At 62.2% G+C, this 13,544-nt stretch carries 10 protein-coding genes and 1 pseudogene; 4 read left to right on the top strand and 7 right to left on the bottom strand.

Annotated elements, in window-relative coordinates; all coding sequences use genetic code 11:
* Window positions 1-68 precede the first annotated feature (68 nt).
* A complete protein-coding gene (locus tag ISP19_RS11670) occupies window positions 69-1,184 on the top strand; it encodes a PilT/PilU family type 4a pilus ATPase (RefSeq protein ID WP_284384659.1) in 1,116 nt (371 codons plus the stop codon).
* Window positions 1,185-1,437: 253 nt separating this feature from the next.
* Here the strand turns inward: ISP19_RS11670 and maiA are convergent, their stop codons facing one another.
* Window positions 1,438-2,109, bottom strand: coding sequence for a maleylacetoacetate isomerase (maiA, locus tag ISP19_RS11675; protein WP_204682272.1), 672 nt, complete (start codon window positions 2,107-2,109; stop codon window positions 1,438-1,440).
* Between the two features lie 163 nt (window positions 2,110-2,272).
* Here maiA and ISP19_RS11680 point away from each other — a divergent pair, with 163 nt between their 5' ends.
* Window positions 2,273-3,451, top strand: a complete 1,179-nt coding sequence (locus ISP19_RS11680) for a phosphoglycerate kinase (protein WP_204682274.1) — start codon at window positions 2,273-2,275, stop codon at window positions 3,449-3,451.
* On the top strand, window positions 3,451-4,116 hold the full coding sequence (locus ISP19_RS11685) for an HAD hydrolase-like protein (protein WP_204682276.1): 666 nt from the start codon (window positions 3,451-3,453) through the stop codon (window positions 4,114-4,116). The genes ISP19_RS11680 and ISP19_RS11685 overlap by 1 nt, the downstream gene beginning before the upstream one ends.
* A 185-nt stretch (window positions 4,117-4,301) precedes the next feature.
* Here the strand turns inward: ISP19_RS11685 and ISP19_RS11690 are convergent, their stop codons facing one another.
* The 6 genes and pseudogenes from ISP19_RS11690 to ISP19_RS11715 all read right to left on the bottom strand — a co-directional run bounded on the left by ISP19_RS11690 (window position 4,302) and on the right by ISP19_RS11715 (window position 12,247).
* A complete protein-coding gene (locus tag ISP19_RS11690) occupies window positions 4,302-4,892 on the bottom strand; it encodes an alpha-ketoglutarate-dependent dioxygenase AlkB (RefSeq protein ID WP_204682278.1) in 591 nt (196 codons plus the stop codon).
* Between the two features lie 28 nt (window positions 4,893-4,920).
* Window positions 4,921-7,998 (bottom strand): error-prone DNA polymerase, encoded by a 3,078-nt coding sequence (locus tag ISP19_RS11695; protein ID WP_204682280.1) that lies wholly within the window; start codon window positions 7,996-7,998, stop codon window positions 4,921-4,923.
* Window positions 7,995-9,395, bottom strand: a complete 1,401-nt coding sequence (locus ISP19_RS11700) for a Y-family DNA polymerase (RefSeq protein WP_204682283.1) — start codon at window positions 9,393-9,395, stop codon at window positions 7,995-7,997. The genes ISP19_RS11695 and ISP19_RS11700 overlap by 4 nt, the downstream gene beginning before the upstream one ends.
* A 147-nt stretch (window positions 9,396-9,542) precedes the next feature.
* Window positions 9,543-10,142: pseudogene (imuA, locus tag ISP19_RS11705) on the bottom strand (translesion DNA synthesis-associated protein ImuA); the annotation flags it as partial.
* Window positions 10,142-10,762, bottom strand: a complete 621-nt coding sequence (gene lexA, locus ISP19_RS11710; RefSeq protein WP_204682287.1) for a transcriptional repressor LexA — start codon at window positions 10,760-10,762, stop codon at window positions 10,142-10,144. The gene lexA and the pseudogene imuA, both read right to left, overlap by 1 nt.
* Window positions 10,763-10,915: 153 nt before the next feature.
* Window positions 10,916-12,247: an APC family permease gene (locus tag ISP19_RS11715; RefSeq protein ID WP_204682289.1), complete on the bottom strand. Its 1,332-nt coding sequence runs from the start codon at window positions 12,245-12,247 to the stop codon at window positions 10,916-10,918.
* 362 nt (window positions 12,248-12,609) lie between these two features.
* On the opposite strand from ISP19_RS11715, the gene ISP19_RS11720 reads away from it, so the two are divergent.
* Complete coding sequence (locus tag ISP19_RS11720; RefSeq protein WP_204682291.1) at window positions 12,610-13,533, top strand: ATP-grasp domain-containing protein; 924 nt, start codon at window positions 12,610-12,612, stop codon at window positions 13,531-13,533.
* Window positions 13,534-13,544: the final 11 nt, after the last annotated feature.

Below are 13,544 nucleotides of genomic sequence, written 5' to 3' on the forward strand. Positions count from 1 at the left end.
AGGATCACGGCGTATTGTGAGCGGGCATAATCCTTGAATGCAATGCATAAAAATCTGGGGTCTTTAAGGTGGATATCGGTTACTTCCTCAAGCTGATGGTGGATAAGGGCGCGTCGGACATGTTCCTGACGACGGGGGCCCCGGTGAACATCAAAGTCGAGGGCAAGCTGTACCCACTCGGCAATACCGGGCTGCCCAGCGGCATGGTGAAAAAGATCGCCTATTCGCTCATGGACGAGGGCCAGGTACCGCAGTTCGAGCGTGACCTGGAACTCAACATGGCGCTGGCGGTGAAAGAAGCCGGCCGTTTCCGTATCAACGTTTTCAAACAACGCGGCGAAGTGGGCATGGTGATCCGCGCGATCAAAAGCGAGATCCCCAGCATCGACCAGCTGCAACTGCCGCCCATCTTCCGCGACCTAATCATGGAACCGCGCGGACTGATCCTGGTGGTGGGCGCCACCGGCTCGGGCAAGTCGACCACGCTGGCGGCCATGCTCGACCACCGCAACAGCAATACCCCCGGTCACATCCTCACCATCGAGGATCCGATCGAATACCTGCACCGCCACAAGAAGTCGATCGTCAACCAGCGCGAAGTGGGCCTGGATACGCACACCTATCACGAGGCCCTGCGCAACGCGATGCGCGAGGCGCCGGACGTGATCATGATCGGCGAAATCCGCGACACCGATACGATGGAAGCGGCCATCGCCTTCTCCGAAACCGGTCACCTGTGCCTGGCCACGCTGCACTCCAACAACGCCGACCAGACGCTGGAGCGCATCCTCAACTTCTTCCCCGAGTCGGCCCACAAGAACGTGCTGATGAACCTCGCCCTCAACCTGCGCGCGGTGATCAGCCAGCGCCTGGTGACCGGCAAGGATGGCCGTCGCCTGCCGGCGGTGGAAGTGCTGCTCAATACGCCATTCATTCGCGACATGATCCGCCGCGGCCAGATCCATGAAGTGAAAGAAGCCATGGACCGCAGCCTGCAGGAAGGCATGCAGACCTTCGACCAGTCCTTGTACAGGCTGTATAAGAATGGCCGTATCGAGCTGGAAGAAGCCTTGTCGAAGGCGGACTCGCGTGATGGCCTGGCGTTGAAGATCCGTCTGTCGGAAGGCGGGAATACCGAGAATGCGGAGCTTGCGGGTAACGATCCGTACGGGCTGGGGTTTTAAGGCCGTGGCCTGAGGCTACCCTGGAAGTGATCCGGGGTAGTTCGAGGGGTCGGATTAGTGGGTCATCTTGCCGGCAGCTGCATCGGAGCCGCGCTTTGATGGCGCTACCCGGCAAGTGCGTCCCCCTCACCCCAACCCTCTCCCCGGAGGGGAGAGGGAGAAAAGCTGGTGCGCGTAATCCTGCTCTACTCCCCCTCCCCTCCGGGGAGAGGGTTGGGGTGAGGGGCCCGCGCTTGCCAGCAACTTCAAACTTCTATGCACTCGGTGGTGGCTGCGCATCCGGCTGCTGTTCCGGCGTCGCATCGTGGAACGCCTGCAATGCCGCGCACGCGGCATCGATGCGCAGAATGGTTGGGTAATCGCCCAACGGCACCTTCCAGCGTCGCGCGTTGTACACCTGCGGCACCAGGCATACATCCGCCATGCCCGGGGTGTTGCCATGGCAGTAATGGCCAGTGTGCTTGCTGTTGGCCAGCATGATTTCAAGCGCACGCAGGCCGATGGATACCCAATGACGCATCCACGCGGCTTTCTGTTCGTCGCTGGCGCCAAATTCCTTGCCGATCGCCTGCAAGACGCGCAAGTTGCCGATCGGGTGAATATCGCATGCCACCGCCTGCGACAGCGCACGCACACGCGCCCTGCCTGCCGGGTCGGCCGGCAGCAATGGCGGCTGCGGGTGGGTTTCTTCCAGGTATTCGAGTATCGCCGGGGACTGCGTCAACACCAGCCCGCCGTCAATCAAGGTCGGCACCAGTTCCTGCGGATTGAGAGCCGCGTAGGCGGGCGAGTGCTGCTCGCCACCGTCGCGCGTCAGGTGGATTGCCCGCGTTTCGTAACGCAAACCCTTTAGATTCAGCGCAATGCGTACGCGATAGGCAGAACTGGAGCGCCAGTAGTTGTAAAGGACGAGGTCGGAGGCCATTAGCCGTTCTCTGATTGAGACGACGTAAGTGTAAGAGCCTGCCTGTCGTCTTGGGATAGCAGGCGTCCTCGAAAGCCTGCCGTTTGCATCAATGCGATGCTGACGGGAAAATATGCGGTTCCGGCCTCGTGGCCGACCTTCTAAAGCTGCCAGGAGTTTTCCCGTGACTGTCACCCGCATGAGCGACCTCGACCTGCGCGGCAAGCGCGTGCTGATCCGCGAAGACTTGAACGTGCCGATCGAAAACGGCCGTATCACCTCCACCCAACGTCTGGATGCTTCGCTGCCGACCATCAAGGCCGCGCGCAATGCCGGCGCCAAGGTCATGGTGATGTCGCACCTGGGACGTCCAAAGGAAGGCCAGTTCGATGCGGAATCCTCGCTCGCGCCGGTGGCGAAGTGGCTGGGTGAGCATCTTGGTACACCGGTGCGCCTGATCGCCGATTACCTCGGCGGTGTCGATGTCGCCGAAGGTGAAGTGGTGGTGCTGGAAAACTGCCGCATGAATGTCGGCGAGGGCAAGGACGATGAAGCGCTCGCGAAGAAATATGCAGCGCTGTGCGACGTGTTCGTGATGGATGCCTTCGGCACTGCACACCGCGCCCAGGCATCAACCCATGGCGTCATCAAATTCGCGCCCATCGCCGCTGCCGGTCCGCTGCTGTGCGAGGAGCTCGACGCACTCGGCAAGGCCCTGGAACATCCGGCCCATCCGTTGCTTGCCATCGTGGCCGGCTCGAAGGTGTCCACCAAGCTCACGCTGCTTGAAAACCTGATCGGCAAGGTCGATCAGCTCATCGTCGGCGGCGGCATTGCCAACACCTTTATCGCCGCCGCCGGCCATTTGGTCGGCAACTCGCTGTACGAACCGGATCTGCTGCCCGCCGCCAGGAAAGTGCTGGCCATTGCCAAGCGCCGCGGTGCCGAAGTGCCGATGCCGGTGGACGTGATCGTCGCGCCGGAGTTTTCCGCGCACGCGTCGGCGACGGTCAAGCCGGTGGATCAGGTGAAGGATGGCGAGATGATCCTCGACATCGGCCCGGAGACCGCCAGGCGCTACGCCGAGCTGATCGCCAAGGCCGGCACCGTGGTATGGAACGGCCCGGTGGGCGTGTTCGAATTCGATGCTTTCGGCAAGGGCACGGAAGTGTTGGCGCATGCCATCGCCGACTCCAAGGCCTTCTCGATTGCCGGTGGCGGCGACACGCTGGCGGCCGTCGACAAGTACGGCATTGCGCAAAAGGTGTCCTACATCTCCACCGGCGGCGGCGCCTTCCTGGAATTCCTGGAGGGCAAGGAACTGCCCGCGGTTGCCGCACTCAAGGCACGCGCGGCCAAGTAATGCTCTGTCTTTTCGACCTGGATGGCACGCTGATCGATTCCGAGCTGGGTGTCACCGCGTGCATCCGACACGCATTGACCAAACTGGATGTGCCCACGCCTGCCGATCTGCGCCCGTGGATCGGCCCGCCGCTGCGCCAGAGCTTTGCGCCGCTACTGAATGACGATGCAGCCCTGGTCGAAATGGCCGTGGATTATTACCACGAGCGTTTTGCCGACATCGGTTGGCGCGAATACGCGATCTACCCGGGCATCGCGGAGCTGATCGACACGCTGCAGGGCGCGGGACATCAGCTCGCCGTCGTCACCAGCAAACCGCACCGGCACGCGCAGCCGATCATCGATGCGCTACCGTTCGGCAATCGCTTCAAGAAACTGTACGGGCCGCATCCTTCCAGTCCGCATAGCGAAAAAGCCTCGATGATCGCAGAGGCGCTCGCTGACTTCGGCGCCTCGCCGCAAGAAACGCTGATGATCGGCGACCGCCGTTACGATATCGAAGGTGCTGTAGCCAACGGTGTGATCGGCATCGGCGTGCTATGGGGTTTTGGCAGCCGTGAAGAACTGGAACTCGCTGGGGCGCAGGTGGTGATCGAGCATCCGCAACATTTCGGTGCATTGCTTGATTCTGCACGCTGGTTTACTCCTGCCTTGATCCGGGAGTAACTCAACAACGCCTCGTCGTTTCGTGGAGTGTGTCGGGTTAGGCGGATGTACGAACTAGACACATGGGTAACACGTGCGCCAAGCGTAGGTTGGGTAGGTTGGGTTAGCGCAGCGTAACCCAACGGAATTCCATCGAAGCGACAAACATCGTTGGGTTACGCTGCGCTAACCCAACCTACCCAACCTCACTCGTCGCCGTTGCGCTTGGGCCGCACCCGGAACGCCACGCTGATCCTCGGTCCCACCGGTCGCCGCAGCTTGGGAATGCCGTGGTCGTAATGCAGCTGCGCATTCCATCCCATCAGCAACAGGCTGCCGGCCTCCAATTCAAGTTCCGTCTTCAGGTGCGGCGGCGTTTTGCGGCGAATCACCATGGTTCGCGTCGCACCCAGCGATAAAAGCACAATCGGCTGGTTGGGCATCAGTTCGTGCAGCTTGTCGTTATGCGGCGCCACGCTGTCGTGCTCGTTGCGATAAAAATTCAGGCCGATGCTGTCGAATGGCGCGCGCACTTGCGCCTTGACCACATCGAGCGCATTCGCAAGCACCTGGGGCAAGGACGGATCGTCAGCCGCATAGTGGCAGTGCAAACGCGGCACTTCCACCATGCGCTCGTACATCATGCGTGAACCCGAATGCCAATCGACGCCTTTCAGCAAGGCGTCAAACCAGCTTGCCGCCAGCTCGGGCGTTATCACGTCCGGTTGATAAGTGATCGGCCCGGTCTGTTCGTCGGCAATCCGTTGCACGCCCGTTTCGAAAAGTGAGGATTGCATGATGGGTATGCCGGTTTGAACCATCGACTCAATGGAAATCTCGTGAACGCGCATCCAGCTCGCTGAGCATGCTGCTGACATCGTGCAGGCGGCGCGCAATCAGATGACTTACGCCGTCGACCGCCTCCCATCGTCCCTCGACGGCCAACAGGCGCGCTTCCAGATAAGGCCGGCGCTGGCTTTGTGCCACATGGTTCCAGACCACCACATTCACGTAGCCGAATTCATCTTCGATCGTGATGAAAGTAACGCCGCTGGCGGTCTGTGGTCGTTGCCGCTGCGTGACCAGGCCTACTGTGCGCACCTGCGTGTCGCGTGGCTGCTTTTGCAGGCGGCGCGAATCCATAAAGCGCGCTGCGTGCAAGCGAGTGCGCAGCAGCTTCAATGGGTGCGGGCCAAGGGTCAGCCCGCTGTGCGCATAATCGGCCGTGAGGTTTTCCAGCGGCGTGGGCAGCGGCAGCACGATATCCTGCTCACGCGGGCTTTCGCGGCCGAACAGCGGCAAGGATGTTTCCACGCCGGAGGTCAGCCATAGCGCGCGATGGCGATGCCCCGCCAATCCACGCAAGACACCCGCATCGGCCAGCAGATCCTGATGACGCGGATCCAGTCCGGCCCGCGCGCATAGATCGACAACGTCGCGGAACGGTTGCGCTTTACGCGCATTTGAAATCCGCAGTGCGACATCCTCGCGGCAGCCGCGCAACTGGCGCAGGCCGAGCCGGAGCGCCAGGCCGCCCTTGCTGCGCGCATCCATTTCCAGCGTGCAATCCCAGTCGCTATGGCGCACATCCATCGGCCGCACGTTGATGCCATGCCGCTGCAAATCCTGCACGATCTGGCTTGGGCTGTAGAACCCCATCGGCTGCGCATTGAGCAAGGCGCAGGCATAGGCAGCCGGTTCATGGCATTTCAGCCAGCTGCTGACATAGGCGAGATTGGCGAAGCTGGCCGAATGGCTTTCCGGAAAACCATAGCTGCCGAAACCCTTGATCTGCTCGAAAATCTGCGCGGCGAATGCTTCGCTGTAGCCGTTTTTCAGCATGCCGCTGGTAATCCGTTCGCGATGCGCCTCCATGTCGCCATGGCGCCGCCACGCTGCCATCGAGCGGCGCAACTGATCGGCCTGACCAGGCGTGTAACCGGCAGCGACTATCGCCAGCTTCATCACCTGTTCCTGGAACAGCGGCACTCCCTTGGTGCGCTCAAGCACCGGCCTTAATGCCTCCGACGGATACTCGACGGGATCTTCGCCATTCCGCCGCCGCAGATAGGGATGCACCATGCCGCCCTGGATCGGGCCGGGACGCACGATCGCAATCTGGATCACCAGGTCGTAGTAATTGACCGGTTTCAAGCGCGGCAACATCGACATCTGCGCACGGCTTTCGATCTGGAACACACCAATGGTGTCCGCGCGCTGGATCATCGCGTAGGTATCACGATCACCATGCTCGATCGTCGCGATATGCCATCGTTTGCCACGCTGCTCATGCACGAGATCGAAACACTTGCGCAGGCACGTGAGCATACCCAGCGCAAGACAATCGACCTTGAGCAGACCCATGGTGTCCAGGTCATCCTTGTCCCACTGGATGATGGTGCGATCCGGCATGGCCGCATTTTCCACCGGCACCAGTTCATGCAAGGGCGCGTTGGCAATGACAAAACCGCCGACGTGCTGGCTGAGATGGCGCGGCATACCGATCAGCTGCGCGGTCAAGACCAGCACCTTGCGCAGCAAGGGAGCTGCCGGATCGAAACCCTGCTCGCGCAGGCGTGCATCCAGCGACTCCTCGCCATCCCACCACGCCAGTATGCGGCTGAGTTTGTCGATCTGATCGTCAGGCAGACCCAGTGCCTTCGCCACGTCACGCACGGCGCTCTTGGCGCGATAGCTGATCACCGTCGCTGCCAGCGCGGCGCGCGTGCGTCCATATTTCCGATAGATGTACTGGATGACTTCTTCGCGGCGCTCGTGCTCGAAGTCGATATCGATGTCCGGCGGCTCATTCCGTTCTTCGGAAATAAAACGCTCGACCAGCAGATCGACTTTCTCCGGATCGGCATGCATCACGCCCAGCGTATAGCAGACAATGGAGTTGGCCGCCGAGCCACGCCCTTGGCACAGGATGCCTTCGCCTTGCGCGAAGTGCACGATGTCGTACACGGTAAGGAAATACGCCGCGTAGTTTTTCTTTTCGATCAGCCTGAGTTCGGTGTCGATTTTTTCCGCGATATCCTGCCGAATGCCGTTCGGCCAGCGCCACGCCACACCCTTGGCGACGAGCTGGCGCAGCCACTGCATGGGGGTATGGCCGTCCGGCACCAGTTCGGCGGGGTACTCGTATTTCAGTTCGCTGAAGCTGAAGGTGCAGCGCCTGGCGATGCGTACGCTTTCAGCCAGCCAGTCTTGCGGATAAATATCCTGCAATACCGAACGCCGACGCAGATGCCGCTCGCCGTTGCGGAACAGCACGGCGCCTGCGTCGGCCATGCCCAGGTGATGACGAATGGCCGTCATGGTGTGCTGCAGCGGCAAGCGGCTACGCACGTGCATGTGCACATCACCGGCTGCAACACGCGGCAGTTGCAGGTGTTCGCCGAGCACGTCCAGTTCGGACATGCGCGCGTGGTCATCGACATCGCGATGCAATTCCACCGCCAGCCAGGCACGCTCGCCGAAAGTGTGTTTTACCCAGGCGCCTTGCTCTGGATCCGGCTCGCGCTCGGGAATCCACAGCGCCAGGGTGCCGGGTGCGCCGTCCACAAGGTCCGACCTGGAGAGGCGGTAGTTGCCCTTGGTCGAAGCGCGCCGTCCTTGGGTAATCAGGCGGCACAGCGCGATGTAGCCCTGCTTGGTTTCCGCCAGCAGCACCAGCTTGGGGCCATCGCTCAGCTGGATTTCCGTGCCTACGATCAACGGCATTTTGGTATCGCGGGACGCCTCGAAGGCACGCACGATGCCGGCGAGCGAGCATTCGTCGGTGATGGCCAGCGCGGCATAACCGCAATCGGTGGCGCGCTCGAACAATTCGCGCGCACTGGATGCGCCGCGCTGAAACGAGAAATCGGAAAGGCAATGCAGTTCGGCGTAGTCGGTCATGCGAACCACCCGTGCAGCATCCAGCCCGATTGTTCGCCCGGTGCGCAAAACGCCCAGGCGCGCTGGCCCAGTTCGGTTTCCAGGATGTAGTAATCGCGCCGCGTGTCGCCGCCGTCCCACCAGCCGGTTTCCAGCCGTTCGGGACCGGAGATCACGCGCAAGGCGCCACGCAGCGGAATCGGCCGTTCCAGCAGCCAGGTGGGACGCGGACGCGGTTCGAGCGGCGCATCGTCCTGCGCGGCGATGCGCTGCGAATGTTCCGGGCGTGGATCGATGGTGCTGCCCCATTGATAAACCGCGCGATCGCCCAGCCGTGCACGCAAACGTTCGCGCAATTGCTCGAACGGCAAGGCGTTGGCGGGGCGCTCGTCGAACAGATCGCGACCGGCGGGCACGAAGCCGGGCAAATCGTCGGCAATCAGGCGCACGGTGAGCACCGGTGCGGGCAACTGGATTCGCTCCAGGCGACCACGCGCAGCATCGAACAGCACATCCGCATTGCGCTCGGGCGAGAGCATGCTGATGACCACCTCGGTCGCGGCGAGATCACGATGCTCCAGCTTCAAGAGGAAACGCTGCACGCCGCCATCGCGTCCCGACAGATACGCCGCCAGATCGCCGGTCATGCGCTTAAGCGGAAAAATCAGTGCCGCGACGTTTTCCACTTCATGCGACAGCTCGATGGTCCAGTCGACCGCATCCGGCGGCATGTACAGATCGAGCCCGGCGGGCAGATCGCCGATCAGGCGATCCATCGCCTGCAGCAGCTCTGCACCGAAGCGGCGCTGCAAACCATCACGCGGCATGCCGAGCAGTTGCCCGAGACGGCGCACACCCATGCGTGGAAGCGCATCGATCGCTTGCGCCGGCAAGCGGCTCTTGCCCAATGGCACATCGTCGAGGCGTTGCCGCAAACCTTGATGGCTGAGCGCTGTCTGCCCATCGCTCATGCCCGCCAGGACGTAGGCACCATGCGGCGTCGGTGCCGCCGCAATGCGGTAGCGAAAACCCAATGCGGCAAAATCGGTGCGCAGCCGATGTTCCATCATCGCCCACGACCCGAACAGACTTTGGCTTTTGCTCACTTCGAGCACGATGGCATGCGGCAGCAAGGCCACCTGCGAGCTGTAGCGATAAGCCACGCTGGCGAGAAACTGCTGCCAGCGCGCGACATCGGCGGCGGCGTATGGAACCGCTTCGAATCGCGCCAGCAAGGCTTGCGCGGCGGTCAGCCGTTGCCCGATACGCAGGCCGGCCTCGCGGGCCGAAGCATTGACCGCCACCACGGTGCGCGCATTGGCCGGGCCATCCACCAGGACCAGTGGACTGTTATCCGCGCGACCGCGAAGAACCCCATCCAGCGCCAACTGCGGTAGCAATAGGCAGGCCCACAACATAGACCGACCTCACGCGCTTGGCTTCTCTAGCGCGTAATTCCCGCGAAGGCCGGAATCCACGGCGCCATGCATATGCTGATGAACCACATGCATTACCGCCATCGGATTCCAGCCTTCGCCGGAAAACCGTTGCGCTTGATTAAAGGGAATCGCTTGCGCCGGCGTATTGCCGCCGCGGCATTTGCGTATCCAGAGGGATGCGTGCGGCATGCCGGCAAGTTCCAGCCGCAGCGAAGCCGGCGAAGCATTTGCCAGATGTTTGCGATCGCGGAATACGAAAGCGAGCGCACGGCCGGTGTCGGCCGCCACCTGCAGACGGCGCAGGCTGCGGTCATCCGCCTGTTGCGGCCAGGCCAGCACCGCAGCACAACTGCCGGAACGCAGACATTGCTCGGCTGCCCACAGCACCTGTTTTTCGTCGGCATCGACGATCTCCAGGCGCTGCAGATTCACGCCTTGCTGTCGCCAGCCCATGGCGCAGGGCGCATACGGCGGCGCGATCAGGACGACGGGTCGATCGCCGCGCGTCAATCGCGCCAGGGTCGGCAGCAGCAGCCGCAATTCGCCGATGCCATCGGCCGGCAGCAGGATTTCCGTCAGCGCGGCATCCGGCCAGCCACGGGTTGGCAGCGCGGCGTCGAGCATCGCCCAGCCGGTCGGCTGCTCGCCTTCGACCAGCGGCGCTGCGCGTCCGCGCCATACCTGCCGCGCATCCAGCAGATTCGAGAGGGCCACGACTGCGCCCATCAAGAGCCCCTCACGAGACCTGCAAACAATCCTTCGATGGCAAAGTCTTCGGTCGGATCGGGATCGATCGGTTGATAGCCGGGACTGTTGGGCAGCAGGCGGATCACATCGCCCTGCCAGTACAGGCGCTTGATGGTGAAGCGCTCGCCTTCCACTCGCGCCGCCACCACCTGTCCGTGGCGCGCGACAGGCGTGGCATGCACGGCGACCAGGTCCCCGTCGAGAATGCCTTCATCGCGCATCGAATCGCCGATCACGCGCACCAGGTAATCCGGCTTCAGGCGGAACAGCCAGCGCGATACATGCAGACTGCGCTCCACTCGCGATTCGGAAAAAATCGGTTCACCGGCTGCGATGCGGCCGATCAGCGGCAGCTCCAGCGTGTCGGCCGCAAGCGGATCGGCTTCTTGCACCAGGCGGATGCCGCGTGCCCGATTGGCTTCGATCACCAGCCGGCCCTTGGCTTCCAGCGAACGCACGTGCTTGAGCACGGCGCTTACATTCGGCAGGCCCATCGCCAGTCCAATTTCCTCCAGCGTAGGCGCCTCGCCGTCACGCTCCAGGCGCGCCCGGATAAAGGCAAGGATGTTGGATTGGCGGCTGGTGAGCTGTAGGGTCATGGCGGGTCTATTTTCACCTTTTTTGGTGAAAATGAAATAGCTGGCTACACACTGAAAATCTTCGTGGACAATCAGTGACTTGCCAGACACAGGCCGCTGCCGCCGGCGCTTTCAGCGTGCGACAGGGCCTGATCAGGGATTGAGACGACCCACTCAGCCGGCGCGGCGTTTTTCCCAATACCGCCACAGCCCGTACACCGGCACGCCGCAGGCAATGATCACCAGACTCATGCCGGCATCGCCGGGCGTACCGATGGCCGTGGCAACGATGACGCCCAGCACCGTGCAGACAAAGATAAAAGGCAGCAGTGGATACAACGGTACCCGGTATGGCAGCGGCTGATCGGCGAAGCGGCGCCGGTACCAGAACAGCGTGGCGATGCCGAACGCATGGCCAAGCCACTCGCCAACCGTGGTGTAGTTCATCAGCTGCCCGAACGTGCCGGACAAGGTCAGCACGATCGCCCAGATACCCAGCACCGCCAAGGCCACCTGGGGTGCACGCCAGCGTGAGTCGATCTGCCCGACCGCGTGGAAGAACATGCGATCGGCGCCCATCGTCTGCAACACACGCGCGCCACCGGCGATGGCGATACTGCAATAGCCAAAGGTGGAACAAGCAATGCCAATCGCCATGATGGTGGCGCCGTGCGCACCGAACACATGGCTCATCACATCGGCTGCCGGTGCGTCGCTCGCCGCCAATCCTGCATGCCCCAGGCCGACCAGGTAAGCGACATTCACCAGCAGGTAGCACAGGATCACACCGCCCATGCCGAGTGCCAGCGCACGCGGCAAGGTTCGCTGCGGATCGCGCACTTCACCGGCCATGTCGTTGAGGTAGTGAAAGCCACCGTAGGCAAACAGCACCGGCAGCAATGCGCCGATCCATGCGCCATGCGGAACAGCGTGCGTCGTATCCACCGTCATGACGCTGCCCAGATGTCCATGCGCAAGCGCCAGCCCCACCACGATCAGCATGGTGATCGCCGCCAGCTTCAGCACGGTGAACACGTTTTGCATCCAGGCACCGGCGCGGATACCAAAAAAGTTCACGCCGACAATAAACGTGATCGCTCCCACCGCCAGCGGCTTCACCCACCAGCCCGGCAAACCGGCGGCACGGCTGGCGTAATCGGCGAAGGTGGTGGCCACGGCCGCCACGCTGCCTGGATAGTTGATCAAAGCCATGGTCCAGCCGAACAGGAACGCCGGCAACGGACCGAATGCCTCGCGCAGATAGATGTAGATGCCGCCTGCCTGCGGACGCCGCGCACCGAGCTCGCCATAGCAGAGCACGCCAGCCAGCGTTAACAGACCACCGATTGCCCACAGTGCCAGCACGGGCAGACCGGAAGCAGTGCGCTCGGCCACCGTGGCCGGCGTGCGGAAGATGCCGCCACCGATCACGCCACCGATGACAATGGCGGCGCCGTCCCAGATGCCGAGCCGACGAAGATAGGAGTGGGAAGTATCGTTGGTCATAGATGCCGACATTAACCTGTCTTGGCATCAAAATTTCGATCCTATGTCCTATGGCATAGGATCGATGACTGACCGGTCGAGCCTGTCGTGCCATCCCGACGCTCGCTTTTGCAGTAAATCCCGCGAGCAATCATCCACATGGATGGCGGACGCTCGACGCCCTTCCCGCATGACCGCAGTGCGTGGCGAGCATTGACATGCCGGAGTCCGGATCGGGATACTTCGTGCCGCACACGCCATGAAGGTTTCGATGGCGTTTCGGCCCCGAGGGGTGCTGCAACGGATCCCGTATCCGCTACGCTCGGTTCGCCGACCACTCACAACGATCAAGGGCGCCCACCCCATTTATTGGAGGTGTAGCCATGTCAGCGTCCCATTCCGGTTTTCGTCTTGCGATCGCCACCTGTGCACAGTTTCCGGCGCTCCATCCGGACGACGTGTATTTTGCTTCGGTGCTGGAGCGTCTCGGCATCACGCCGGTTGTCTGTATCTGGAATGATCCGTCGCTGGACTGGACGGCGTTCGACGCGGTGCTGATCCGCACCGTGTGGGATTATTTTCGGCATTACCGCGCCTTTCTCACCTGGCTGGACACGCTTGACCGGCTTCGCATACCTGCGATCAACGATACGCGCCTGATTCGCTGGAACAGCGAGAAGCGCTATCTGCTCGATATCGAGCAACAGGGCGTACCGATCATTCCCACGCGCGTCGCACCCGCAGGACGCTTGCCGGAAATATTGGCTGCAGCGGCAAACGATGAAATCGTCATCAAGCCGAGCGTGAGTGGTGGCGCCTGGCACACCCTTCGCGGCGTGGCCGGCAGCGAGGCGCTTCGGCAGGCTATCGCGAAACTGCCTGCGGAGCTCGATTTTCTGGTGCAGCCCTTCTTGCCTGAAATTGCCGCCCATGGGGAATGGTCCCTGCTCTATTTTGCCGGCAGCTATAGCCATGCCGTGATCAAGCGCCCCGCTTCCGGCGATTACCGCGTGCAGGAAGAGCATGGTGGCTTCACTACCGAGGCCACTCCGGATGCCGTCATCATCCAGGCTGCCGACCAGGCGCTGGCCGCGATAGCCGCATTGGGGTACGACGAACAAACCTATGCTCGCGTGGATGGCGTGGTCGTCGATGGGCAATTCCGGATCATGGAGCTGGAATTGATCGAGCCTTCATTGTTCCTGGCAATCCGTCCGGACGCCGCCGAGCGCTTTGCAGCAGATGTCCTTGAACGGCTGCACCATCTGGCCAAAAGGAACACTGCAGCGGTCGGCAGTACGTCCTAGAATCGCACCGT

Origin of the sequence: Dyella flava, assembly GCF_016904955.1 — a bacterium.
Taxonomy (GTDB): Bacteria; Pseudomonadota; Gammaproteobacteria; order Xanthomonadales; family Rhodanobacteraceae; genus Dyella_B; species Dyella_B flava.